21 protein-coding genes, 1 tRNA gene, 2 rRNA genes and 1 riboswitch (1 of these 25 only partly in view) are annotated in these 24,180 nt (G+C 45.8%); of the genes, 13 read left to right on the top strand and 11 right to left on the bottom strand.

Annotated features, from left to right (window positions below; genetic code table 11):
- Window positions 1-35: 35 nt before the first annotated feature.
- Window positions 36-1,022, top strand: coding sequence for an ADP-ribosylglycohydrolase family protein (locus tag MHB72_RS17195; protein WP_216919651.1), 987 nt, complete (start codon window positions 36-38; stop codon window positions 1,020-1,022).
- 115 nt (window positions 1,023-1,137) lie between these two features.
- Window positions 1,138-1,210 (top strand) — tRNA-Ala (locus MHB72_RS17190).
- A 74-nt stretch (window positions 1,211-1,284) separates the two neighbouring features.
- Here the strand turns inward: MHB72_RS17190 and MHB72_RS17185 are convergent.
- The gene (locus MHB72_RS17185) at window positions 1,285-2,466 is read right to left on the bottom strand and encodes an oxalate decarboxylase family bicupin (RefSeq protein WP_216919653.1); all 1,182 of its coding nucleotides are present in this window, start codon (window positions 2,464-2,466) and stop codon (window positions 1,285-1,287) included.
- A 324-nt stretch (window positions 2,467-2,790) separates the two neighbouring features.
- Here MHB72_RS17185 and alr point away from each other — a divergent pair, with 324 nt between their 5' ends.
- Together alr and MHB72_RS17175 are read left to right on the top strand one after the other, a co-directional pair.
- Window positions 2,791-3,972 (top strand): alanine racemase, encoded by a 1,182-nt coding sequence (alr, locus tag MHB72_RS17180; protein ID WP_020452719.1) that lies wholly within the window; start codon window positions 2,791-2,793, stop codon window positions 3,970-3,972.
- A gap of 176 nt (window positions 3,973-4,148) precedes the next feature.
- Entirely contained in the window at window positions 4,149-5,066 is a 918-nt protein-coding gene (locus MHB72_RS17175) for a class I SAM-dependent methyltransferase (protein WP_023856015.1), read from the top strand.
- A gap of 44 nt (window positions 5,067-5,110) precedes the next feature.
- Here MHB72_RS17175 and MHB72_RS17170 read toward each other — a convergent pair whose 3' ends face one another.
- Window positions 5,111-6,739 (bottom strand): sodium:solute symporter family protein, encoded by a 1,629-nt coding sequence (locus MHB72_RS17170; RefSeq protein ID WP_023856014.1) that lies wholly within the window; start codon window positions 6,737-6,739, stop codon window positions 5,111-5,113.
- Between the two features lie 120 nt (window positions 6,740-6,859).
- Window positions 6,860-7,414, bottom strand: coding sequence for a choline uptake/conversion transcriptional regulator CudC (gene cudC, locus MHB72_RS17165; RefSeq protein ID WP_216919655.1), 555 nt, complete (start codon window positions 7,412-7,414; stop codon window positions 6,860-6,862).
- 323 nt (window positions 7,415-7,737) lie between these two features.
- Between cudC and betB the strand changes: the two genes are divergently transcribed.
- The 3 genes from betB (at window position 7,738) to MHB72_RS17150 (ending at window position 11,127) form a co-directional block, all read left to right on the top strand.
- A complete protein-coding gene (betB, locus tag MHB72_RS17160) occupies window positions 7,738-9,210 on the top strand; it encodes a betaine-aldehyde dehydrogenase (protein WP_020452715.1) in 1,473 nt (490 codons plus the stop codon).
- A gap of 17 nt (window positions 9,211-9,227) precedes the next feature.
- On the top strand, window positions 9,228-10,436 hold the full coding sequence (locus tag MHB72_RS17155) for an iron-containing alcohol dehydrogenase (protein WP_020452714.1): 1,209 nt from the start codon (window positions 9,228-9,230) through the stop codon (window positions 10,434-10,436).
- A gap of 109 nt (window positions 10,437-10,545) precedes the next feature.
- Complete coding sequence (locus tag MHB72_RS17150) at window positions 10,546-11,127, top strand: MOSC domain-containing protein (protein WP_020452713.1); 582 nt, start codon at window positions 10,546-10,548, stop codon at window positions 11,125-11,127.
- A 45-nt stretch (window positions 11,128-11,172) separates the two neighbouring features.
- On the opposite strand, the gene MHB72_RS17145 is transcribed toward MHB72_RS17150, so the two are convergent.
- Window positions 11,173-11,658 carry a DinB family protein gene (locus MHB72_RS17145; RefSeq protein ID WP_033155020.1) on the bottom strand — a complete coding sequence of 162 codons (486 nt, stop codon included), beginning with the start codon at window positions 11,656-11,658 and terminating at the stop codon, window positions 11,173-11,175.
- A gap of 116 nt (window positions 11,659-11,774) precedes the next feature.
- On the opposite strand from MHB72_RS17145, the gene MHB72_RS17140 reads away from it, so the two are divergent.
- Window positions 11,775-12,689 carry a DMT family transporter gene (locus tag MHB72_RS17140; RefSeq protein ID WP_020452711.1) on the top strand — a complete coding sequence of 305 codons (915 nt, stop codon included), beginning with the start codon at window positions 11,775-11,777 and terminating at the stop codon, window positions 12,687-12,689.
- A 10-nt stretch (window positions 12,690-12,699) separates the two neighbouring features.
- Here MHB72_RS17140 and MHB72_RS17135 read toward each other — a convergent pair whose 3' ends face one another.
- The 6 genes from MHB72_RS17135 to MHB72_RS17110 all read right to left on the bottom strand — a co-directional run bounded on the left by MHB72_RS17135 (window position 12,700) and on the right by MHB72_RS17110 (window position 17,084).
- A complete protein-coding gene (locus MHB72_RS17135; RefSeq protein WP_023856008.1) occupies window positions 12,700-14,019 on the bottom strand; it encodes a TrkH family potassium uptake protein in 1,320 nt (439 codons plus the stop codon).
- 2 nt (window positions 14,020-14,021) lie between these two features.
- Window positions 14,022-14,678 (bottom strand): potassium channel family protein, encoded by a 657-nt coding sequence (locus MHB72_RS17130; protein ID WP_020452710.1) that lies wholly within the window; start codon window positions 14,676-14,678, stop codon window positions 14,022-14,024.
- Between the two features lie 123 nt (window positions 14,679-14,801).
- Window positions 14,802-15,449 (bottom strand): pyroglutamyl-peptidase I, encoded by a 648-nt coding sequence (gene pcp / locus MHB72_RS17125; protein WP_216919657.1) that lies wholly within the window; start codon window positions 15,447-15,449, stop codon window positions 14,802-14,804.
- Window positions 15,450-15,528: 79 nt separating this feature from the next.
- Window positions 15,529-15,657 carry a hypothetical protein gene (locus MHB72_RS17120; RefSeq protein WP_023856006.1) on the bottom strand — a complete coding sequence of 43 codons (129 nt, stop codon included), beginning with the start codon at window positions 15,655-15,657 and terminating at the stop codon, window positions 15,529-15,531.
- A gap of 1 nt (window position 15,658) precedes the next feature.
- Entirely contained in the window at window positions 15,659-16,771 is a 1,113-nt protein-coding gene (locus MHB72_RS17115; RefSeq protein ID WP_065643909.1) for a response regulator aspartate phosphatase, read from the bottom strand.
- Window positions 16,772-16,895: 124 nt separating this feature from the next.
- Window positions 16,896-17,084 carry a hypothetical protein gene (locus MHB72_RS17110; RefSeq protein ID WP_003184678.1) on the bottom strand — a complete coding sequence of 63 codons (189 nt, stop codon included), beginning with the start codon at window positions 17,082-17,084 and terminating at the stop codon, window positions 16,896-16,898.
- Between the two features lie 179 nt (window positions 17,085-17,263).
- Between MHB72_RS17110 and MHB72_RS17105 the strand changes: the two genes are divergently transcribed.
- Window positions 17,264-18,259, top strand: coding sequence for a processed acidic surface protein (locus tag MHB72_RS17105; protein ID WP_216919659.1), 996 nt, complete (start codon window positions 17,264-17,266; stop codon window positions 18,257-18,259).
- A 107-nt stretch (window positions 18,260-18,366) separates the two neighbouring features.
- Window positions 18,367-18,924 carry a class D sortase gene (locus MHB72_RS17100; RefSeq protein ID WP_101561539.1) on the top strand — a complete coding sequence of 186 codons (558 nt, stop codon included), beginning with the start codon at window positions 18,367-18,369 and terminating at the stop codon, window positions 18,922-18,924.
- Window positions 18,925-18,965: 41 nt separating this feature from the next.
- Here MHB72_RS17100 and thiT read toward each other — a convergent pair whose 3' ends face one another.
- Window positions 18,966-19,550 (bottom strand): energy-coupled thiamine transporter ThiT, encoded by a 585-nt coding sequence (gene thiT / locus MHB72_RS17095; RefSeq protein ID WP_101561540.1) that lies wholly within the window; start codon window positions 19,548-19,550, stop codon window positions 18,966-18,968.
- Between the two features lie 111 nt (window positions 19,551-19,661).
- Window positions 19,662-19,761: riboswitch (TPP riboswitch) on the bottom strand.
- 161 nt (window positions 19,762-19,922) lie between these two features.
- Here thiT and MHB72_RS17090 point away from each other — a divergent pair.
- The 3 genes from MHB72_RS17090 to MHB72_RS17080 form a co-directional block, all read left to right on the top strand.
- Entirely contained in the window at window positions 19,923-21,023 is a 1,101-nt protein-coding gene (locus MHB72_RS17090) for a GntR family transcriptional regulator (RefSeq protein WP_216919661.1), read from the top strand.
- 539 nt (window positions 21,024-21,562) lie between these two features.
- Window positions 21,563-23,112 (top strand): 16S ribosomal RNA (locus tag MHB72_RS17085).
- Between the two features lie 174 nt (window positions 23,113-23,286).
- Window positions 23,287-24,180 (top strand): 23S ribosomal RNA (locus MHB72_RS17080); it runs 2,036 nt beyond the window's last position.
- Together the 16S and 23S rRNA genes form the textbook arrangement of a ribosomal RNA operon.

The raw sequence follows: 24,180 nt of genomic DNA, 5'->3' as shown, positions 1-24,180 counted from the left end.
GTTTTCAAGATGAATCAACAAAGCGGGTGTGCCAAATGAAAAGAAGAATAATATCGTTTCAGTGGAACAATGATAACCATATCTCACAATTTAAAAAAAGACTGTACTCCACTATCCTTGGCGGGGTTATCGGTGATGCGCTGGGCGTCCCTGTGGAATTTAAAGCTAGAAACTTAAATATCACTGGAATGATAGGGTACGGGACTTATAATCAACCGCCTGGGACATGGTCAGATGATACATCACTCACTTTGTGTTTAATGGAGAATCTGATCGAAGAAAAAGATGAGACCGAATTGATGAAAAAGTTTGCTGCGTATCGGGAAGGGTACTGGACTCCATACGGCAGCATGTTTGATATTGGCAGAGCGACTGATGATGCAATCGAGCGCTTCAAAAGGGGCGTTCCAATTGAACAATGCGGCGGAGCGTCTGAGTTTGATAATGGAAACGGAGCATTGATGAGAATATCTCCGTTGGCTTTTATGCTATGGAACGAATCAGATTTTTCAAAAAGACAAGCTGAGATCGAAAGGTGGGCATTTATTACACATCGTCATCCCCGATCTACGCTGGGATGTATCATTTATATAGAATTCTTAATAAACTTGTTTGATCATTCTCCTAAAGAGGCGTATAAACAAGCAGTCCATTCTTGTGTGGAGAATTTGAGAGGAACCGAGTATGAAAATGAGTTTTCTTCGTATAAGAGGATACTTAATGATGACATTGCGAGTGTTAAAAGAGAAAACATCATGTCAGACGGCTATGTTGTGCACTCTTTAGAAGCGGCATTGTGGTGTTTCCTCAATTCAGACCGTTATTCTGATGCTGTATTGGAAGCAGTGAACCTGGGGGAAGACACAGATACAATTGCCTTTATTACAGGTACGATGGCTGGAATGTATGATCAAATGGAAAGCATCCCGGAAGAATGGATCACTGCCTTGGCTAGGATAGATGACATTCTGGATTTGTCTGAAAGGTTCACTCAGTTCTGTTTTGAAAAATCAAAGCAATAGCGCTTGTCTAGGTGAAAAAGAAAATGCCTGCTGACAGAGCATTTTCTTTTTCACATCAAAAACCGCTTGCTTTTCTCCAAAAATCCATCTATAATAAATCATGTCTTAAATATACGGGGCATTAGCTCAGCTGGGAGAGCGCTACACTGGCAGTGTAGAGGTCAGCGGTTCGAGCCCGCTATGCTCCATCTTTAAAACCCTTGATCATTCAAGGGTTTTTTTGTTGCCTTTTTTACGCGATCCATTTTTGCGGGTTGATGGCCTATCTGTCTGTACGGTATTTGACGACTGGCCATTTTTCTTTTCGCAGAGCGTTCATCAGCTCCGGTTCTACATGCAAATGCTCTTCAATCAGCTCTCTTGGAGTCAGCGCCATCCACTGATTTAATGAAATGTCTGCAAAGCGGCTGCTTTTAAATATTTCTAAAAACCACAGGCTTTCGCTGCCTGTATTTTGAATGTAATGTCCCATGGCAAACGGGACATATCCGACATCACCCGCCCGGTAATTAAAGGTGCGGGCAGTCCCGTTCGCCGCGAATACTGTCATTCGCCCGGTTCCTGTGATATAGTACTGCCATTCATCGTTGTTCGGATGCCAGTGCATTTCCCTCATTCCGCCGGGCTTGACTTCGACGAGCGCGGCGGCGATCGTTGTCGAAATTGGAAAGTTTGAAGAATCAACAATTCGCACCGTTCCGCCGGGTGTTACGATAGGCTTTTGTGCAAACAGCCTGTAAGCGAAGCTTTTTGGTACGGTTCCATACGGGTCGGGCACTTTTTGGTTTTCGAGCGGTCCCGGCACTTTTGCTTGGAAGATGTATCGCTGTTTGTCGGGGATGCGGGCGAAGGCGCTTTCGTGTACACCGAAATTCGCGGCCAGAATATCTTTCGGTGTGTGTGCGAACCAATCTGTAATCGTGAAGGTATCGAACTCGGAGAAGTTCCCGTCGTCAAAAACGAGGAGAAATTCGCAGCCATCCTCAAGCCCTTGAATCGAGTGCGGTATTCCGGCGGGAAAGAACCACAAATCCCCGGGGCCGACATCGGCGATAAAGTTTCGGCCGTCCTGATCGACGGCGGTAATGCGCGCATGGCCCAAAATCATGTAAGCCCATTCCGATTGCTTATGCCAATGCAGCTCGCGCACCCCGCCTGGCGTCAGCCGCATATTGACGCCGGCAATCGTCGTTGATACCGGCAGCTCCCGGACAGTTATTTCGCGCGACCAGCCGCCATGATTTAACTGCATATGTGTGTCTGAAAAAGAAAACTTTAAATTGGGGATTGCTCCGGCATCTGTTTTTGGAGGAACGAACATGTCGGGATTCTCTAAATCCCGCATTACGTCGCGGGGCCCAAAATCGGTCGCGCCCGCACCATCGTGTCTTATTGGATGAGGCACGCGATTGTACCAAGCTGAAGTCCCGGCTGTTCTTTTCATGTAAAAAGCTCCCTTCACAGGTCGTGTATACCGAAATTTATGACAGGGACGCTTAAAATATATCAAATCGAAAAAAATCGGAGCCTTATTAAGACGCTTTTAAAAAAACTAGATGGACAGATTTGCATTTCCTTTGGCAGCAGAAGAAAACCTTCGATTTAAAGTCTGCACGGCACGGGCTCCTGCTGTTTGCCTTCCACCGCTAACGATTACTGACTGAATGATTTCGCCCGAAGCTGAATAAGAATGAGATAGAAAGCATCCGGGCAATTTTCGAACGGCTACATGAATGAATACTATGTGACAAGAAAGAAGGGAGCGTTGATGAAAAAGCTTTGCCGGGAAGTCTGGGTAGAGGTAAACCTTGATGCGATTAAAAAAAATTTGCGCGCATTTCGGCGGCATATACCGAAGAGGAGCAAGATTATGGCTGTCGTAAAAGCGAACGCTTATGGTCACGGCTCGGTGGAAGTGGCACGCCATGCACTGGAAAACGGCGCGAGTGAGCTCGCCGTTGCCTCGGTGGAGGAAGCGGTCGTTTTGCGAAAAGCGGGGATTGACGCACCGATCCTTGTGCTCGGTTTCACCCCGCTTAGCTGTGTGAAAGAAGCGGCAGCTTGGAATATATCGTTATCAGCATTTCAAGTTGACTGGATTAAAGAAGCGAACGAGATATTGGAAACAGAAGCAACCCCTGACCGGCTGTCTGTTCATATCAATGTGGATACCGGCATGGGGCGTTTAGGTGTACGCACAAAAGAAAGGCTTTTAGCAATTGTGGAAGCGCTGGCGGCAAGTGAAAACCTCAGATGGGAAGGGATTTTCACGCATTTTTCCACAGCTGACGAACCGGATACTGAGCTAACCATGATTCAACACGAAAAGTTTATCAGCTTTCTCCGCTTTCTGAAAGAACAAGGCTTTAAGCTGCCTACGGTGCATATGAACAACACGGCCGCGGCGATCGCTTTTCCGGAATTCAGCGCTGATATGATTCGCTTAGGTATCGGAATGTATGGATTATATCCTTCCGATTACATCAGGCAGCTCAATCTCGTTAAGCTTGTGCCTGCACTAAGCTTGAAGGCGCGCATCGCTTATGTGAAAACCATGTTGACAGAACCGCGGACCGTTAGTTATGGGGCTACATATGTTGCGGAGCGCGGGGAAGTGATTGCCACGATTCCGGTCGGCTATGCTGACGGTTATTCCCGTGAACTTTCCAATCGCGGATTTATTCTACACCGCGGAAGACGGGTGCCGGTGGCGGGAAGAGTAACAATGGACATGATAATGGTCAGTCTGGGAGAGAGCGAAGGTAAACAAGGAGAGGAAGTCGTGATTTACGGCCGGCAAAAGGGAGCTGAAATTTCCGTTGATGAAGTTGCGGAAATGCTTGATACGATCAATTATGAAGTGGTATCTACAATAAGCTGGCGCGTCCCCCGTTTTTATATAAGAGACGGCAAGATTTTTAAAAAGTCGACCCCGCTGTTATACGTGTAGTTTTCCCATACTCACAGGCTGTTTTCTCGATCATTGATAAAATAGGAAAAGTGCAAATTCTTGACAAAAAAATTTATTTATGCTATAATTTACTAATTGAATATTGGTGTGTATAATAGGATTCTCCTGGCCGGGAGAATCCTATTTTTTTTGCGTTTGATGAAGGAGTGTACGACATGAAAAAAGATGAATCGAGTGTAACGTCTCTTATTTCGGCTTTTGGCAGAGCTTATCACAGCCAATATGATGAACCCAAAATTTTTGATGACAATCTAGCCAAAACGCTCATTTCCCAACAAGAATTTTCTGATATTAAAAACAGTTTCATTCAAGGTATACAGTTCTTCAACAAAGATATAGCGGAAAAATACGAGGGAGACGATGAAGAAATATTAAAATGGGTCACACAAATTCAGCTCTCTCCGACGCCGCTCGCGCGTGCCGCATATTGCGAAAGCGTGCTGCACCATGAGATTCGGTTTGGAGCAGAACAATACGTGATTCTTGGGGCAGGGCTGGATACTTTTTGTTTTCGGAACCTAGAGTTAAAAGGCAAAATTGATATCTTTGAAATTGACCATCCGGCGACACAAAAATGGAAAAAGGAAAGGCTGGACAAAGCAGGTTTTCACATCCCGGCCCACCTTCATTTTATTCCTTTGGACTTTGCCAAGGCATTTTCTTATCAAGAATTGGCTGATAAGGGTTTTCATTTTAACAAAAAAACGTTCTTTAGCTTTTTGGGCGTTTCCTACTACTTAACAAAGGAAGAAACCGAAAAATTGCTGAGACAATTAATGGCTGATCTTCCTTCAGGAAGTTCGATCGTTTTTGATTATGCGGATGAAAACCTGTTCAAAGAAAAAGGTTTCTCCAACAGGGTGGAAAATATGGTGAAAATGGCAGCGGCAGGCGGAGAACCGATGAAGTCATGCTATTCGTATCAGGAAATCCAGCATATGCTGGAGCAATCCGGACTGCTCGTTTATGAGCATTTGTCACCGTCGGATATTCAAGAGCGTTATTTTAAAAATCGAAAAGATGATCTGTCAGCCTTTGAAACGATTCACTACATTCATGCCGTGAAAAATTAAACACGAATCAAGAAAAACGCCCGGGGCCGGGCGTTTTTCCTATTTTAAGCCGCGCGATCGTCTTTCTGTTTTTCTTGGGGGAGTACAAGCTGTTTAGGAGGGCATTTGCGCTGCGTCAATTCGGACACAGCGAAGATCGTCATAAATGCTGTAACCGCAGCCAGCGTCCGGAAAGGAAAGAGGACTGTGCCGTCTTCAATCATCGGATACGGCAGAAGCGGCGGGATGCCGAATGCGGGTTCACCGCCGCCCAGCCTCAGAATGACCGCAACTGCAAATCCGGAAATTGACCCGTACAGGTTTGCTCTTTTATAAAAGAGGGCCATTGTTAACTGGGGAAAAAGAATGCAATAAACTAAATCCGATGCCAAATACCATAAAGTATAAACGCTTTTGACATTCAGCGCGATGATCGCTGCTCCCGCGCCGAACAAAATGATTGAGCGTTTGACGACTTTTTGCAGCTGTTTTTGGGTGGCCTTCGGCTTGATCAGCGGACGGTAAATATTCCATGCGGCCATTGATGATGCCGATAGAATCGATGAGTCCATGCTTGACATAACGGCAGCTGCAATTGCACCCAAACCGATGCCAGCGATAATTCCCGGCGTTAAATACGCAAGCGTTTGCGGCAAAATCATCGCCGGGTTATCCGGAGCGCTCGCTCCGAACAGGCTCCAATCCGCACTGTTTCCGGCAGCTCCGATGATCACGCACGGAATGGCGGCAATGATACAGATCACTCCGGCAATAATCGACTGCCACATGGCGGCGTTTTCCGATTTTGCCGAAAGAACGCGCTGAAAGTACACCTGCCATGCGATACCACCGAAAATTAAGAGGAGCGCATTATCCCACCAGTTCCAAAACAGGTTTCCCCATTCAGGATTTTTCCAGCCGTCCAACGGCGGAAACAGATTGGCGCTGCTTCCGAAATCGTGCCTGTAATTTGCCCATACGATATCGAATGAACCGACATTTGACAACACAAATGGGACGACTAAAAACAGCCCGAGCAAAATGATGATCATTTGGAAGACATCTGTGAAAGCGACTGCCCACATGCCTCCGGCCACCGTATAAGCGATGGCGATCATCGCCGAAAGAATAATCGACGTTTGGAAATCGATATTCAGAATCATTCCGAAAGTCGTGCCCAATGCCGTTAAGATCGCGGCGCTCCAAAACAATTCTCCTAACAGCGCCGGTATATATAAAACACCGGCCATCCGCTTACCGAAGCGCTGTTCGAGAGGATCGATAATGGTCATAAATTGATGACGGCGCATTTTTCTGGCGAAGAAAATACCGCCGATAATCAGGCTTAATGCGTAGCCCCAGGGTGCCTGGGCCCAGATGAGACCGTCGCTGTAAGCCGATTCGGCCGTTCCGTTAATATATCCGCCGCCGACCCATGTTGCGGCCATCGTCACCATTCCGACGAAAAACGGCATGCTCCTTTTTGCCACGATCATATCAGAAAAAGAATTTGATTTCTTTGCTGCGTAAAAAGCGCCTAAATAATAGGTGAAAGCAAAGAATATCATCATGGAGATAAAGCCGCCCCAATGAATGTCTGCATTCGAAATGCCGATATACGCGAGTAAGCCTCCCGCAAACAACACAAAAATACCTAATTTGATCCAGTTTTTTTTCTTCTCAGCATAATTCATGTATGCACATCGCCTCCGGTAATGATTTTTCGAATTTTCTTGAAATTAAAATATGAAAAAAGGTTTTGCGCCACTCTGGGAAGTATGCAAACTGCTGACTTCAGAGCGGATAAAACCTTTTTATTCCTTGTTATCAATCGGTATAAACTCAAAAATCTCTCCGGATTGGACAGATTTCGCGAGTCTCAGCAGCCAGTCATAATACGGTTTTGACTGTTCCAACTGGTCATAAAGAGTTCTCGCTTCTTCTTTTATACTTTCGTCAAGCCCATCGCTTTCGACGATGTCCTCCAATGCTTTTTGAGCGTCTTGAATGGCCATGAGATTCACTTTGACTTCCCTTTCCCATTTTTGCGGGAAAAAGCTTGTGAAAAATTTGAAGAAATCCTTTTCAGCAACAAAGCTGTGTTTTCTTCTTCCTCTATGGAATGTCTTTTTGACGACGTTTAAGTCTTGGAGTTTTTTTACGCCTGTGCTCATGCTGGGCTTGCTCATTTGCAGTTCTTCCCGCATCTCGTCCAGTGTCATTTCATCCGATAGGTACATGGTTCCGTACAAAATACCCGCACTCCGGGTAATGCCGTACAGATCCATTGTTTCTGCGATTGAATCAATGACAAGATCCTTTGCCTGTGCGATCGCTTCTTTTGCTGAAAGATCACGGGGATTGTCCATAACTTGCCTCCTTTCACAGGAGCGGAACATCAGCATTGCAGATTCAATGCCCCCCGAAAAATCGGGGATTGATCTGAAATCCGCGTTAAGTTTGTTAAGTTATTTCTGTATGTTCTTTATCTTAACGAAAGAAATTCAAATGTCAAAATCAAATTTTTTTTTCAAACGGCCTCAGCCCATGTGAGCTCTGCATTCACATAAAATTCAAAAAAAATAATCAGACTGATTCCCTTTGACACAAAAAATGGCGCATGATAAATTCAAAGTGTTCAAAACGTTAAATTTTTATTTAACAAACTTTGCGTAATGAGGAGGCTGCTTTTATGAGTCAAACACTTTTCATTGACGGAAAGTGGGTGGGCGCCAAAAAAGGCGAGACTCGCCAAATTATCAATCCTTACAATCAAGAGCATATTGAAACCGTCAGTGAAGGAGACAGAGAAGACGCTGTTCGGGCGATTGCCGCAGCGCGCCGCGCATTTGATGACGGCGAGTGGGCGAATACGCCGGGTCTTGAACGAGGCAACATTGTATTAAAGATTGCGGAATTGATCAGACGCGACCACGAAGAGCTGGCAGAACTTGAATCGCTTGATACCGGCAAGACGCTTGAAGAAAGCAGAGCCGATATGGATGATATTGCAAACGTATTTCAATATTATGCTGGGCTTGCGGATAAAGATGGCGGAGAAGTCATTTCTTCACCGATTCCCGATTCTAAAAGCGAAATTGTCAGGGAGCCGGTCGGTGTCTGCGGGCAGATCACCCCATGGAATTATCCGCTCCTGCAGGCAAGCTGGAAAATCGCTCCGGCTTTGGCGGCGGGCAACACAATCGTTGTCAAACCAAGTGAAATCACACCGTTGACAACCATTAAGATCTTCAAGCTGATGGAAGAAGCCGGTGTGCCTAAAGGGGTTGCCAACCTTGTTCTCGGCCCCGGGGCCACTGTCGGCGATGAACTTGCCAGAAATACAGACGTCGACTTAATTTCTTTCACCGGCGGAATTGAAACCGGAAAGAAAATCATGCAGGCTGCAAGTACGAATGTGAAAAAAATTGCGCTTGAGCTTGGCGGGAAAAATCCGAATATTGTGTTTAAAGACGCAGATTTTGACGTAGCGGTTGACCAGGCGCTGAATGCGGTATTCTTCCACGCAGGACAGGTTTGCTCCGCGGGTGCTCGTCTTCTCGTTGAAAAATCCATTCATGACGAGTTTGTCGCAGAGCTTGTCAAACGTGCGAAAAAAATCAAGCTCGGCAACGGATTCCACGAGGAGACACAGAGCGGTCCGCTCATTTCAGCTGAACACCGCAGCAAAGTTGAAAAATATGTGGAAATCGGCCTGCAAGAAGGCGCCAAGCTGGAAACAGGCGGAAAGCGTCCGGAGGACCCTGAACTTGCAAATGGATTCTTCTATCTGCCGACGATCTTCTCGGGCTGTACATCAGATATGAGAATCGTTCAGGAAGAAGTATTCGGTCCTGTATTAACAGTTGAATCATTCAAAACAGAAGAAGAAGTGGTCTCACTTGCAAACGATACGATTTACGGCTTAGCCGGCGCCGTTTGGTCAAAAGACATCGAAAAAGCGGAACGCGTCGCTTCCAAACTGCGCATGGGAACCGTCTGGATCAATGATTTCCACCCGTATTTCGCACAAGCGCCTTGGGGAGGTTACAAGCAGTCAGGCATCGGCCGCGAGCTTGGCCGCATGGGCCTTGAAGAATACACGGAAGTGAAGCACGTCTACCGCAATACGAAACCGGCGGCTGTCAATTGGTTTAAAGCATAAGAAGGAGGAAATGATTCATGACTTTAAATATGAAAGTAGAAGCGATGAACAAATTCCACACGTTTGAAATCCCGACCGTCATTAAGCACGGAATCGGAGCCGTTAAACATGTGGGCGAAGAAGTGAAAAAACTTGGCGTTTCAAAAGCGCTGCTTGTCACAGACCCCGGCATCTACAAAGCAGGTGTAACAAACCCGGTCGTTGAATCCCTTCAGGAAGCAGGCGTTGAAGTTGTCGTCTTTAATAAAGTCGAGCCGAATCCGCCTGTCCGTCTTGTCGCTGAAGGTTCCAAACTGTATGCTGAAGAAAACTGCGACGGCCTTGTAGCAGTCGGCGGCGGAAGCTCAATGGATACGGCGAAAGCGATCGGAGTCGAAGCCACTCATGAAGGCTCGGTTCTTGACTATGAAGCGGCAGAAGGAAAGAAGCCTCTTGAAAACCGGATTCCTCCGCTTACAACGATCCCGACGACTGCCGGAACCGGCTCAGAAGTTACACAATGGGCGGTTATCACAGATGAAGAGCGTGAATTTAAATTCAATACGGGCGGCCCGCTGATTGCTGCTCACTTGACAGTTATCGATCCTGAATTGCATGTATCAATGCCTCCGCACGTCACAGCGATGACCGGCGTTGACGCTTTGGCTCACGCCATCGAGTGCTATACGATGAAATTTGCTCAGCCGATAACTGACGCGGTGGCCCTTCTTGCCATCGAATACGGCGCACATTACATCCGCAGAGCGTTTGCCGATGGGGAAGATCTTGAAGCGAGATACGGCATGGCGCAGGCGGCTATGCTTGCAGGTCTTTCTTACGGAAGCGAATCTGCAGGCGCTGCTCACGCGATGAGCCAGACGCTCGGAGGAATCATTCCTGTCGCGCACGGCCAATGTGTGGCGGCGATGATGGGTCCTGTAATGGAATACAACTGGAAAGGCTACCCTGAAAAATTTGCCCGCATTGCAAAAGCGTTCGGCATTGACACAAGCGGCATGTCTACAGTGGAAGCGGCTAAAGCTGCAGTGAACTGGATGTATCAGCTTGTGGAAGACTTGGAGATTCCTAGTCTTGAAGAGCAAGGCGTATCACCTGACATGATCGACCGCCTTTCAAAAGAAGCGATGAAAGATCCGCAAACGGTCGGAAACCCGAGAGACCTGAACGAAAAAGCGTACAATTGGATTTACAAACGCTGCTTTAATCTAACCCCGAAAACTGTATAAAGAAATGCATGAATCCCGCTGTGTGAACGCACAGCGGGCTTTCTCAATTTGAGAAAAAAAGGGATGCATTGTAAAATAAATCACATCTTGAAAAAAGGGGATGGGTTGAATGTGGAAAAAGCACACGGCTGTTGCAGAGAACGTATACATAGCGGACACACCGTCATTTGTGACAGAGAAACAAGAAAAGATTGTGATTGATTATGGGGGAATACCGGGTGATCTGCATTTTGGACTGACGAAAAAAGCGGGAGCAAGGGAGCCGATGTATAAAAGAGGGACGGAGATTTTCAACAGGAGGCAGATTTCAATTGTCTCGGTCGAAGAGTGTCTTGAGATTGCCGGACGGCTGAACGTTCCTGCGGTCCTTCCGGAATGGCTCGGGGCTAATATCGCATTAAGCGGACTGCCTGATTTAACTTCATTAAGAGAAGGAAGCAGAATCGTTTTTCCAAGCGGCGCCTCTCTGTTGAGCGAGGGTGAGAACGAGCCGTGCATTCAGCCCGGAGAAGTCATTCAGGAGCAGTTTCCCGACAAACCGAAGCTTGCTTCGCGCTTTGTGCGCCATGCGATCGGAAGAAGGGGAATCGTCTGCGTCGTCGAACGCCCCGGCTTGATCCATCAAGGCGACCAGGCAGAAGTGTGGGCGTATTCGCCTGCTGCCACGAAAGACGCCAGGTCGTTTGCCTGAGCGGATGAAAAGCCCCGGGCCTCTAAAGCCGGGGCTTTCCGTGTATTATAATAGTTTCTGTTTGATTTCCTTGATCTGTTTAATATGTCTTCTTTCATGATGGCCGATGAAGTCGAGCCACTGTCTGACCGTAAGCTCTTCGAAAACCGGATGCGGCAGCACCCTTTGAAAATCTTCATCATGAAAGGCGGCGATGACTGAAGTTAATTGTGTTCTGACATTGTCGAGCTCAGCTTTGAGGGTTAAAGCATCCGCCGTTTTTCTTTCAGGCTCTGCATATGGGGGCGCCTTTCGTTTGGAGCTTCTGTCTTCCGACTGATGCACCGGTTTATCTTCGATTGTTTTGACCGGTGCATGCTTGATTTGTTCCTTTAGGATTTGAAGTGCCATCAGGTCGATTTTTTTCAGGTGGTCGATCACTTCTTGAATGCTCCATTCGTCCTCCGAGGGCCTTTTATTCAGCGTTTCGTCTGACAGGCCTTGAATCTCGCTCCAAAGTTCTTTTCTCGCTTCATTAAAAATGCTCATCATATCCCCTCCTGTTTTTACTGTACCATATCGCAGGCTGGTAAAATAACCAAAAAACACTCGATTTTCGCATCGCCATCGGATATGCTTAAGAAAAATGAATAGAAGGAAGGATTTATTTGAGAACAACATTGTACCCGTATATCGCATTAGTGGTCGGGGTGCTGGCTGTGTCTTCCTCCGCCATCTTTGTCAGACTGTCAACGGCTGACGCTGGAATCATCGCTTTTTATCGTCTCTTTTTTTCCGCTTTGCTGATCTTTCCTTTTTTCTGGGGAAAAAGAAAAGAAGTCTTGAGTTTTTCGAAAAAGGACTGGCTGTTTTCAGCGGCAGCGGGGTTCTTTTTGGCATTTCATTTTATTTTATGGTTTCGTTCGCTTGAATACACCTCAGTGGCGAGCTCGGTTGTTCTTGTGACGCTGCAGCCGATTTTTTCTTTTATCGGTACATACTTTTTATTTAAAGAAAGAGTGTCGTTCGCTGGAATCATCAGTGCGCTTCTCGCGATCGGCGGAAGCGCGTACATCAGCTGGGGGGATTTCAAAGTAAGCGGCCAGGCGCTCTACGGCGACATTCTTGCACTATTGGCGTGTGCGCTTGTGACGGCATATTTGCTGTTTGGCCAGCATGTCAGAAAACGCCACAGTTTGACCGTTTACACGTTTATTGTGTATGGAATCAGCGCCATCACTTTATGCCTGTACTGTCTGTTTTCGGGCGCCGCCTTTTTTTCTTATCCTGCGTCAGATTGGGGGTATTTCTTTCTGCTTGCCGTCATTCCGACTTTGCTCGGCCACTCGCTGTTTAACTGGGTGCTGAAATGGCTGAGCACAAATATGATTTCTGTGGCGATTTTATTTGAACCTGTCGGAGCGGTTGCGCTGGCGTATTGGATTTTAGACGAATCCGTCATGATGACGCAGGTGATCGGCGGAGCGGTCATTTTTTCAGGTATTATTTTGTTCATGGCCTCGCAAAGCATGAGGAAAAACACCGTCCCGTCCGTTAAAGGGAAGACACATAAGGCGCTTTAAAGTTTGCACCTTATCCGGTCAAAATATCTTCGCTTGAATAGCGGATGTTTTCCTGTTCAGGTCTGGCCAGGGAAAACGCCAATGTGAGCGGTCCGAGTTTTCCGAGAAACATAATGAAAATAATCAGTATCTTTCCGACAGGGGTCAGGTCAGCCGTAATCCCCATTGACAGGCCGACCGTGCCGAAGGCTGATACGACTTCAAACAAAATCGCCAAAAACGGCTTAGGTTCTGTCATATTTAAAATAAAGACAGCCGCTAAAATCAACAGCACACTGATAGTCGAAATAGCGAGCGAACGAATGATCAATTGGTCTTTCAGCGTTTTTTTTGCTATCGAAATATGTTTTTTGCCTTTTAAAAAAGTGATAACCGACAGGAGAATGACAAGAAACGTCGTCAGCTTGATTCCTCCGCCGGTGGATGCGCTCCCCGCTCCGACAAACATAAGAAGGAGCAAAAGTGTGATCGTGCTTTCGTGCAGGCTTCCGATATCTGTCGTGTTAAACCCGGCTGTTCGCGGGGTCACGGCCTGAAAATAGGCGCCCCAAAGTTTTTCAGCTGGCGGAAGCATGCCGAGCGTTTTTTGATTTTGATACTCAAGCAGAAAAATAAAGATCATGGCTGACAAATTGATGATAAACGTACCGTATATCATCAATTTCGAATGAAGGCTTAACTTTTTCAAGCTCCGCTTATGCCATAGATCAGACAATACGGTAAACCCTATCCCGCCGATGATAAACAAAAAACTGATCACCAAGTTGACGAGCGGATCGCTTTTATACCGTATTAAACTGTCCGGCCAAATAGAAAATCCCGCATTGTTAAAGGCGGAAACCGCGTGGAACAGGCTGTAGTAGACGCCGCGTGCGAAACCGTATTCAGGTACCCATTTGACAGCCAGTATCAGCATGGCCAGCATTTCAATTGCGAAGGAGTAAATAAACAAACTCTTGATGAGCTTAATGATCCCGCCTAAAGAAGTTTGATTGAGAGACTGTTGAATCAACAGCCGTTCTTTCAGGCCGATTTTTTTCCCGAGCATGATAAAAATGAGCACTGCAAATGACATGATGCCGAGTCCCCCGATCTGGATGAGAACGAGGATCATGAGCTGACCGAACAACGTATAATCCGTGCCTGTATCAACGACGGCTAGGCCGGTAACAGTCATCGCCGATGTCGATGTAAAAAGCGTATCAATCCAGCCTATGGGTTTAGACGTCGCCGCCGGGGTCTTCAATAAAAGAGTTCCTAATATGATGAAAAATAAAAACACCAGCACGAGCAGTTGGGACGGGCTTAATTGAATCTGTTTAAACTTCACGGTTAATCGCCCTTTTTTTCAAAGGTCTCAATATCTTTGTTTTGCCCGATCACAATCAAAATATCGTTTTCGTATATCAAGTCATCAGCGCTCGGTGCGATGATGAAATGCCCGTCTCTTTTTATGCCGACGATGTTGCAGCCGAAGTTGGCGCGTACATCGATATCCCCCAGGCTTCTTTTGTCCAGCTTTTTTGTTGCCACAATTTCGACGATGCTGTAATTTGGCGACAGCTCAACAAAATCGATCATCTTTTCCGAGGTGATATGGCTGGCTATCCGCTTGGCCATATCTTTTTCGGGATGAATGATACGATGGACGCCGATTTTATGGAGAACCTTTTGGTGATAGTCATTTTGCGCTTTCGTCCATACTTTGGGAACGCCCATTTCAATCAGCAAAAGCGAAGTCAGAATGCTTGCTTCAATGTCATCGCCGAATGATACAAAGGCGTGATCGATGTTGCGTATTCCGATTTGTTTCAATGTATTTTCATCAACGGCATTGGCGCAAATGGTGTAGGTTGCATAAGCAGAATATTCGTTTACTTTTTCTTCGGATTTGTCGATGCCTAAGACTTCCGCCCCTTTTGCGTGGAAGGCTTTGACAAGACTGCCGCCGAACTGACCGAGCCCGAAAACGGCATAAGATTTCTGCATCCGTATTCACCCTTTTATCTGTTTTTCTTATAGTGTTTACTTTTTTAAAAGAAAAACACACAGGGATGTACAAGAATCCGGAAGTGTGCGAATCCGGAGAGCCGCCTTGAGGCGACTTCGGTTTCAGCTGAGCGAGCCTCCGGTTTCGCGAATGTCTTTTTCGTGAAGGGCAGAGACGACGGCGGCTATCCTCAGCCCTTCGACGATCGTTTCAAGGCTGAGGCTCGGCTCGTGCTTATCGACTGTTTGTTCGGGGAGATACGGAATGTGGATGAACCCTCCGCGGATGTTTGCCGAGGTGCGGTCTATACGGTGCATTAACTGGTAAAAAAGATGGTTGCATACGAATGTTCCAGCTGAATTAGAGACGGAGGCCGGGATTCCGTTTTTTCTCAACTCTTTCACAACGAGTTTGATCGGAAGCGCGGACCAGTAAGCTGCAGGCCCGTCTGCCGCGATCGGTTCATCGATCGGTTCCCGTTTTTCATTATCCGGAATGCGGGCGTCATCGATGTTGATTGCGATGCGTTCTGGAGTAATGTGAGCCCGGCCGCCTGCTTGTCCTACACAAATGACGATATCGGGATGGTGCTTTTCGATCGCTTTTTCCAAAACGGCCGCTGAATGATGAAAAACGGTCGGGATCTGCTCCGCCACGATAGAGACGCCTTCGACTTTTTCTCCGTTCAGCCGTTTTACAGTTTCCCAAGACGGATTGACCGTTTCTCCCCCGAAGGGGTCAAAACCTGTCAGCAGTACTTTCTTTCCCATATCGATCCCTCCTGAATATGAATATAAAGTGCAAAATACCCATTCAGAAGATGTCTGAATGGGTATTTTTTTAAATATTTTATGCTCCTGATCCCCGGGATGCCAGAAGTACCTGATCTCCTTGAGAAGCCGCTTCCGGTGCATGGTTTACGAATGAAAAGCTGATAACTGCGCCTAATACAACTGCTGTTAATAATACTTTTTTCATTTTATTCTCCTCCTCTTCCAGCGAGCTTGCTCGCCTTGTCTGTTTTAATGTAAAAGTATATGGCTTCTTCATATAACTTTTCTCGCCTGTAGTAATTCGCTACATCCATCAATAATTCCTCCAAATCTACCCAGGCTTTTTCATTTTCTAACTGGTGAACATAGTCCTTGATTATTTCCAGTTTATTCTGTGTATCAGAATATAATGTATATAAAATTTTGAATTTCAATTCGAAAATTTCGCTGTTCATTTCGCGGGATTTTTTAAAGCCTACTTCGATCCATTTAAATGCTTGTTTGTGTGCGTTGGTTTTGAAAAGAGACCTTGTGTTTTCATAAACGCAAAGAAGGTAAGCATACTTGGCTTTCGTTTCAAAATCTTTGATTGCAAAAGCTTTATTGTAATACTTTAGCGCTTCCTCCTGCTTGTCTTCCTTACTCTTCAAAAAGCCCATATTATAGTAGGTACACGGTAAAAGGTATTGGTCGCCGATTTTTTCGGTTTTTTCGATCGCTTCTTTTAATAATACTTCACTTTCGGAGAACTTAAATTGGTCAATATAATTGAGCCCGATCAGCATTTTGCAGTTGATGACCCGCTTGGCATACCCGTCATACCCTTGAAAGATGCCGGAGGCAATGTTGATGTGATGAATCGACAGCCATGTCGCTTTTAAGTTGTAATACAAAACACCGATTTTATAATGAAATTCAGCTTTTTCAATTTCATTTTGAATGACGCTCAGTCTTTTTTCCGCTATTCTGAAAAAATTGAGCGCTTCTGTATGGTTTTGCTTGTAGTCCTCATAAATCCCTTTAAACAGGTAAAAATAATAATTCAGCTTGTCGTCCGTACTTTTTGGATCTTTGTCTTGAAAACTGATGGCCTCCAATTTTTCGGTGGAAGATTGGGAGATATCTTCAAGAAGGAGCCTTAAGCGAAAATCGAGCATTTGATAATAGAGTAGAACGTCATGATCTTCTTCCATTTTTTCAATTGCTTTATCTATGTCATCTTTCATTTCGATTGAGCCTGAAATGTCTCTTTTTTTCATCAGTATGTACCAGTCGTTGAGCATATTGGCGACTTCTTGTGAAGCCACGGCTTTGGCCATTCTCTTCCCTCCAATCTTTGTGAATTTTTTGTAAATTGAAGTTCTATTAATCATAGCATAAACTGCTGCCGTCTGTGAATAACGCTGAAATGCAAGTTCGCCGGTGAAAAGTTCATTTCTGAAATTAAATCGTCATTTTCCAAAAAAAGTGCGCGAAAAAAGCGAAAACCGCGCCAAGCGGAATACAGGAGATCATTGCGGTTCCGTTGACCAGCCCGTCAGCTCCGCTTATTTTCAGGGCTTCCCGGTAGCCTATTAAAAAGTGGATGATCGATAGGACGTAACATAAGAGCATCATATAGTAAGGGTTCATTTGCATACCTCCTCTATTCGCTTTACTATATTACATTCAATAGAGGGGAAGATTATGCCTGTTTAAACAGGAAAAAGAACAAAATATTATAGACGAAAAGATTTTCAATTACAATACATGTTTTTAAAAATATTTCCACTATAATCAAAATGAAAGATAAATTTAGGGGGTCATAAGAAATGAAAAAAAGGCTGATGTCACTATTGGTCTGCATCCTGGTTTTAGTGCCGGCAGCTGGTGCTTTTGCCGCGCCGAAACAGGCCGAGCTTCAAGAGTATCTTGAAGAAATAGGAATGACAGAAAAAGAATTGGAAGCTTATTTACAGGATACATATGATGAAAGTTTAAAAGATTTTGAGTCGGTGGAAGAGTTGAAAGATTTTTTAGGGGAAAGACTGACTAATCAACTTTTGGCATCCTATTTAAAAGAATACGGATTGAGCGAAAAAGAAGCGGCTGACCTTTTTGTTGAAAATGGCTATATGGAAAGCGGCCAAAACATTCTCGACGTGTTTATGTTTGAATACGAATTGGATGATGCGCTTTTCACTGTGACATATGAAGAAGACGATTTTCAGATCGGGAACCTGTTTCAAGAATTGGGTGTGGATGATCAGGAGTGGGAAAGGCTCGTGAATCATCTCCGAAAGGTGCGCGATAAAAATCCAAACCTTGAAAATGATTTGATGGCTCTTGGAGAACGTCTTGAAGCGGTAGCCGATTTCGAGTCTCTATCAGAGCTGTCAGCTCAGGATATCGCTGAAATGCTATCCATTTTAAACGATCTTCAGAAGACGCTTGAAGTGAAAACAAAATACTATCTTGTTAAAGACGGAAAGAAAAAAGAAGTGTCTTTGACAACGCTTGTCAGCGCGGAAGATCTGAAGGGAGCAAGCCTTCTGGTGGAAGTATACGATCTGCAAGGCAACTTCATTTTGGATGTATTGCTGACGCCTGACATGATCGGATCTGATTTAATTCATGATACAGGGTCAAAAGTGAAGCAAACCCAAACGGCTGTCAAACATGATTCAAAGCCATCTCATGTGAAAAAGACGGTTAAAGGTGCAAAGCTTCCAAAGACAGCCGGGCATTACGCGGAATGGTCGATCTTAGGCGCCGTTCTGATGTTTGGCGGATTCTTCATGATCAGAAGGCTTCGCAAAGCGGCTTAACATGTCACTTCCCATTCTAATTATGTAGAGAATGGGAAGTTTTTATAAAGGAGTGAAAGGAAATTAAGGCACATCGAAAAAAAATCATCTGGCTCGCAGCTATTGTGATGGTTGTGTGCGGCGCTTATTTTACAACAACGAATGTGTTCAAGTTAATGCACGGCTACGCTCTTTTTTCATTTCAGCAGATGAAAGAAGAAGAAAAGCCTGAAAGACCTCCGATTCAGACGGCGAAAAAAGAAAAAACGGTGATTGATCAAACATTTGAAACCGGGGAGAAAATCGGCGATCTTGTCATTCCGAAAATCAATGCAAGGATTCCTATATATCACGGGACAGATGAAGACGAGCTGCAAAAAGGCGTGGGCCATTTCGCTGGTTCCGTTCTGCCTGGAGAAGATGACAACTCGGTTTTATCAGGCCACCGGGATACGGTTTTCCGAAAACTCGGCCGAGTGGGGAAGGGCGATCAGTTAATTGTTGAAGCTTCCTACGGAACTTTTACATACAAAGTGAAAAAGGTGCGGATCGTGGATGCGGATGACCGGACGGTGATTGTACCAAAGCCGAGAGCAACATTGACGGTTTCCACCTGCTATCCTTTTGACTTTATCGGTTCAGCACCGGAGCGGTATATATTGGTCGCAGATTTGATTAAATCATAAAAAAACAGCGGAATCTCAGGCGAGTCCGCTGTTTTTTTATGCTATCTCATGTCTGATCTGTTTTCCAGGAGTTTTGGCGCGGTTAGCAGCAGTAAACAAAGGACAATTGTGCAGACAATGAAAGACGGAAGCATATATGTTCCATTATATACCAAGGAATAAATCCATACCGGAGTGCCTTCAGGCGCATAGTTTCCAAAAAAGACAGCGCCGCTGATGACATGAGCGAGAAATTTCAGTCCGCTTCCGAGAAAGACGGCCAGCGTAACATAGAAAATGATCTTTCCTTTTTGTTTCTCGATTGAAGCGTTTCTGATCGATCCGGCAAAAAAGCCGCCGATACCCGCGGCCGTAGGCGCGATAAAATAATCAAGAAGAAGCTGCAGAGGATGATAAACGTAAAATCCTCCAGTGACAAACTGAAGCAATCCGGCTAAAAACCCGGTTGCCAGCCCTGCCTTCAGCCCCCATCTAAAGGAAATCAGGAAGATCGGAATCATCATGACTGCGATTGAACCGCCTTGAGGCATTTTTAAAAACATTCCGGACACCATATCAAGTATAAGTGCTATTCCTGTCATAAACGCAATTTCAATCAGCTGTACAAGTTGTTTAGATTGATTCATCATAACCCTCACTTTTGATGAACAAAGGGATACTGGACTTCTTTCCCAATAAAAAAAGCAATGCGGGGAAGGAGTAGGAAAGTTTTCCACGCACTGCTTTGGATGCAATTAGAAATGACTTTGCCACATCCCTACGCCAGCGTTAACTAACAGGTTCAAAGGGTCAGAACGGTCGTTCACTCTCAGCCTCGAGGCTCCCCTTGTGGTCATCAAGTTATTTAGTTATATTCTACTATACTAAAAAAAGAAACGGACGACAAGCTGATTTTTCGAAAAATTTTGCTTAATTTCTCCAATATGTAGCAATGCAAACATCTTTTCCTTTATAATAGAACGTATTCGTACGTACAAGATCAGTAAAGGGTTGATCTGATGAGTGAACCTACAAAATACAGCATGGTGAAAAATAAAATTAAATCGTGGATATATGAAGGCAAAGTGAAGCCGGGGGAAAAAATTCATTCGGAAAACGAATTGATGAAAATATTTGATGTAAGCAGGCACACGATCCGGCAAGCGATTGGCGACCTTGTTCATGAAGGGCTTTTATACAGAGAGCAGGGCTCAGGGACGTATTGCTCTCACCGTCTTCAGCTTTCTGAAAAAGGAAGGGAAAGAAATAAGATGATCGGGGTTATTACGACTTACCTTTCGGATTACATTTTTCCTTCTATTATAAGAGGAATCGAATCGTCACTGTCCAGCGAAGGATACACCCTTGTCGTCGCGAGCACCAATAATGACATTGAAAAAGAAAAACAATGCCTTGTGAATATGCTCGATAAAAAAATTGCTGGGTTGATCGTGGAGCCGACGAAAACAGGAAGCTTTAACCCGAATTTAAGTTACTATCTGACGCTTGAACAACATCATATTCCGTATTTGATGATCAACCAATTTTATCAGGAGCTAAATCCACCCCATTTCATTTTGGATGATGAACACGGCGGCTTTATCGCCACTGAGCATTTGATTAAACTCGGCCATGAAAAAGTGTTCGGTTTCTTTAAACAGGACGATATGCAGGGCGCCAACCGGATGAAAGGATTTATCCGTGCTTTCAGAGAAAACGGCTTGTCGTTTTACCCTGAAATGGTCGTGACGTACACAACAGAGAACAAAAAACAAAAAACGATAGCTGAAGCCAGGAAGCGGCTTTTTTCATCAGACCGTCCGACTGCCATATTCTGCTATAATGACGAGATAGCGCTTTTGGTGTTGGATGTCGTGAGGGAATTCGGTTTGAAAGTGCCGGAAGACATTTCGATTGTCGGATATGACAACTCACATTTGAGCGAGGCATCTGAAGTGAAGCTGACGTCAGTCACTCATCCGAAAATGCAGATGGGGATTGAGGCGGCAAAATGGATGATTGCCAAAGTTGAGGGACGCAACACGAATCAGCTTGAACATTCCACCGTCTACAAACCTGAACTGGTTGTCAGACATTCGACCGCCAAGCTGAAAAGGTAGGCTGCACAATCTTTATCCGCCAACCAGCTTGAATGAAAATGAGAAGAATATATATTCTGTTACAAAGCTCCGGAATGAGGAACTTTTTATTCAAGTAAAAGCTGATAACGGAGAGTTTAATGTCATCCTCGAAGCTTTGGACCATGTGCAGCTTTAGCAAATCAATTTTTAAAGACCGCTGTATACTTTTATATAGAAGAAAGCAGTAAGAAGAAATAAATGCTGTCAACTGCCGGAGGTCGAGATGATCAGGAATCATCTGAGTCCAAATCATTTGATTATTATTTTTTTAAAAAAGCTATTGTGCAAAACGAAAATAGATGTTATATTAATATCCGCCCCTAAAAAGGAGGCTTTATAAAAACAACTTCGAAAATCTTTTAAAAAAAGTTGTTGACATTCAAGATGATAGAATGTTATATTAGTAAAGTCGCTTCTTCGAGAGGCGGAAATGATCTTTGAAAACTAAACAAGACAAAACGTACCTGTTAATTTATTAAATAAATCGTACATGCGAATGTGCGTAGTCATTATCAAACTTCATGGAGAGTTTGATCCTGGCTCAGGACGAACGCTGGCGGCGTGCCTAATACATGCAAGTCGAGCGGACAGATGGGAGCTTGCTCCCTGATGTCAGCGGCGGACGGGTGAGTAACACGTGGGTAACCTGCCTGTAAGACTGGGATAACTCCGGGAAACCGGGGCTAATACCGGATGCTTGATTGAACCGCATGGTTCAATTATAAAAGGTGGCTTTTAGCTACCACTTACAGATGGACCCGCGGCGCATTAGCTAGTTGGTGAGGTAACGGCTCACCAAGGCGACGATGCGTAGCCGACCTGAGAGGGTGATCGGCCACACTGGGACTGAGACACGGCCCAGACTCCTACGGGAGGCAGCAGTAGGGAATCTTCCGCAATGGACGAAAGTCTGACGGAGCAACGCCGCGTGAGTGATGAAGGTTTTCGGATCGTAAAACTCTGTTGTTAGGGAAGAACAAGTACCGTTCGAATAGGGCGGTACCTTGACGGTACCTAACCAGAAAGCCACGGCTAACTACGTGCCAGCAGCCGCGGTAATACGTAGGTGGCAAGCGTTGTCCGGAATTATTGGGCGTAAAGCGCGCGCAGGCGGTTTCTTAAGTCTGATGTGAAAGCCCCCGGCTCAACCGGGGAGGGTCATTGGAAACTGGGGAACTTGAGTGCAGAAGAGGAGAGTGGAATTCCACGTGTAGCGGTGAAATGCGTAGAGATGTGGAGGAACACCAGTGGCGAAGGCGACTCTCTGGTCTGTAACTGACGCTGAGGCGCGAAAGCGTGGGGAGCGAACAGGATTAGATACCCTGGTAGTCCACGCCGTAAACGATGAGTGCTAAGTGTTAGAGGGTTTCCGCCCTTTAGTGCTGCAGCAAACGCATTAAGCACTCCGCCTGGGGAGTACGGTCGCAAGACTGAAACTCAAAGGAATTGACGGGGGCCCGCACAAGCGGTGGAGCATGTGGTTTAATTCGAAGCAACGCGAAGAACCTTACCAGGTCTTGACATCCTCTGACAACCCTAGAGATAGGGCTTCCCCTTCGGGGGCAGAGTGACAGGTGGTGCATGGTTGTCGTCAGCTCGTGTCGTGAGATGTTGGGTTAAGTCCCGCAACGAGCGCAACCCTTGATCTTAGTTGCCAGCATTCAGTTGGGCACTCTAAGGTGACTGCCGGTGACAAACCGGAGGAAGGTGGGGATGACGTCAAATCATCATGCCCCTTATGACCTGGGCTACACACGTGCTACAATGGGCAGAACAAAGGGCAGCGAAGCCGCGAGGCTAAGCCAATCCCACAAATCTGTTCTCAGTTCGGATCGCAGTCTGCAACTCGACTGCGTGAAGCTGGAATCGCTAGTAATCGCGGATCAGCATGCCGCGGTGAATACGTTCCCGGGCCTTGTACACACCGCCCGTCACACCACGAGAGTTTGTAACACCCGAAGTCGGTGAGGTAACCTTTTGGAGCCAGCCGCCGAAGGTGGGACAGATGATTGGGGTGAAGTCGTAACAAGGTAGCCGTATCGGAAGGTGCGGCTGGATCACCTCCTTTCTAAGGATATTATACGGAATATAAGACCTTACGGTCTTATAGACAGGTGCGTTTAGATCTTGTTTAGTTTTGAAGGATCATTTGATTCTTCAAACGTGTTCTTTGAAAACTAGATAACAGTAGACATCACATTCAATTAGTAATGCAAGATATCACGTAGTGATTCTTTTTAACGGTTAAGTTAGAAAGGGCGCACGGTGGATGCCTTGGCACTAGGAGCCGATGAAGGACGGGACGAACACCGATATGCTTCGGGGAGCTGTAAGCAAGCTTTGATCCGGAGATTTCCGAATGGGGAAACCCACTGCTCGTAATGGAGCAGTATCCATATCTGAATTCATAGGATATGAGAAGGCAGACCCGGGGAACTGAAACATCTAAGTACCCGGAGGAAGAGAAAGCAAATGCGATTCCCTGAGTAGCGGCGAGCGAAACGGGAACAGCCCAAACCAAGAGGCTTGCCTCTTGGGGTTGTAGGACACTCTGTACGGAGTTACAAAGGAACGAGGTAGATGAAGAGGTCTGGAAAGGCCCGCCATAGGAGGTAACAGCCCTGTAGTCAAAACTTCGTTCTCTCCTGAGTGGATCCTGAGTACGGCGGAACACGTGAAATTCCGTCGGAATCCGGGAGGACCATCTCCCAAGGCTAAATACTCCCTAGTGACCGATAGTGAACCAGTACCGTGAGGGAAAGGTGAAAAGCACCCCGGAAGGGGAGTGAAAGAGATCCTGAAACCGTGTGCCTACAAGTAGTCAGAGCCCGTTAACGGGTGATGGCGTGCCTTTTGTAGAATGAACCGGCGAGTTACGATCCCGTGCAAGGTTAAGTTTGAAAAGACGGAGCCGCAGCGAAAGCGAGTCTGAATAGGGCGCATGAGTACGTGGTCGTAGACCCGAAACCAGGTGATCTACCCATGTCCAGGGTGAAGTTCAGGTAACACTGAATGGAGGCCCGAACCCACGCACGTTGAAAAGTGCGGGGATGAGGTGTGGGTAGGGGTGAAATGCCAATCGAACCTGGAGATAGCTGGTTCTCTCCGAAATAGCTTTAGGGCTAGCCTCAAGGTA

This window comes from Bacillus sp. FSL K6-1284, from assembly GCF_038002625.1.
Classification (GTDB): domain Bacteria; phylum Bacillota; class Bacilli; order Bacillales; family Bacillaceae; genus Bacillus; species Bacillus paralicheniformis.
The sequence above is the reverse complement of the archived record's forward strand: the minus strand, read 5'-3'. Positions and strand labels throughout refer to the sequence as shown.

Bases quoted from the DNA above. Each gene is read 5' to 3' on its own strand.
- MHB72_RS17130 (WP_020452710.1), bottom strand. From the start codon at position 14,678: ATGCAGAAATCTTATGCCGTTTTCGGGCTCGGTCAGTTCGGCGGCAGT.
- MHB72_RS17195 (WP_216919651.1), top strand. From the start codon at position 36: ATGAAAAGAAGAATAATATCGTTTCAGTGGAACAATGATAACCATATC.
- MHB72_RS17170 (WP_023856014.1), bottom strand. From the start codon at position 6,739: ATGAATTATGCTGAGAAGAAAAAAAACTGGATCAAATTAGGTATTTTT.
- MHB72_RS17185 (WP_216919653.1), bottom strand. From the start codon at position 2,466: ATGAAAAGAACAGCCGGGACTTCAGCTTGGTACAATCGCGTGCCTCAT.
- MHB72_RS17150 (WP_020452713.1), top strand. From the start codon at position 10,546: ATGTGGAAAAAGCACACGGCTGTTGCAGAGAACGTATACATAGCGGAC.
- MHB72_RS17090 (WP_216919661.1), top strand. From the start codon at position 19,923: ATGAGTGAACCTACAAAATACAGCATGGTGAAAAATAAAATTAAATCG.
- MHB72_RS17110 (WP_003184678.1), bottom strand. From the start codon at position 17,084: ATGAACCCTTACTATATGATGCTCTTATGTTACGTCCTATCGATCATC.
- MHB72_RS17120 (WP_023856006.1), bottom strand. From the start codon at position 15,657: ATGAAAAAAGTATTATTAACAGCAGTTGTATTAGGCGCAGTTATCAGC.
- thiT (WP_101561540.1), bottom strand. From the start codon at position 19,550: ATGAATCAATCTAAACAACTTGTACAGCTGATTGAAATTGCGTTTATG.
- alr (WP_020452719.1), top strand. From the start codon at position 2,791: ATGAAAAAGCTTTGCCGGGAAGTCTGGGTAGAGGTAAACCTTGATGCG.
- MHB72_RS17105 (WP_216919659.1), top strand. From the start codon at position 17,264: ATGAAAAAAAGGCTGATGTCACTATTGGTCTGCATCCTGGTTTTAGTG.
- MHB72_RS17175 (WP_023856015.1), top strand. From the start codon at position 4,149: ATGAAAAAAGATGAATCGAGTGTAACGTCTCTTATTTCGGCTTTTGGC.
- MHB72_RS17115 (WP_065643909.1), bottom strand. From the start codon at position 16,771: ATGGCCAAAGCCGTGGCTTCACAAGAAGTCGCCAATATGCTCAACGAC.
- betB (WP_020452715.1), top strand. From the start codon at position 7,738: ATGAGTCAAACACTTTTCATTGACGGAAAGTGGGTGGGCGCCAAAAAA.
- pcp (WP_216919657.1), bottom strand. From the start codon at position 15,449: ATGGGAAAGAAAGTACTGCTGACAGGTTTTGACCCCTTCGGGGGAGAA.
- MHB72_RS17155 (WP_020452714.1), top strand. From the start codon at position 9,228: ATGACTTTAAATATGAAAGTAGAAGCGATGAACAAATTCCACACGTTT.
- MHB72_RS17145 (WP_033155020.1), bottom strand. From the start codon at position 11,658: ATGATGAGCATTTTTAATGAAGCGAGAAAAGAACTTTGGAGCGAGATT.
- cudC (WP_216919655.1), bottom strand. From the start codon at position 7,414: ATGGACAATCCCCGTGATCTTTCAGCAAAAGAAGCGATCGCACAGGCA.
- MHB72_RS17100 (WP_101561539.1), top strand. From the start codon at position 18,367: ATGGTTGTGTGCGGCGCTTATTTTACAACAACGAATGTGTTCAAGTTA.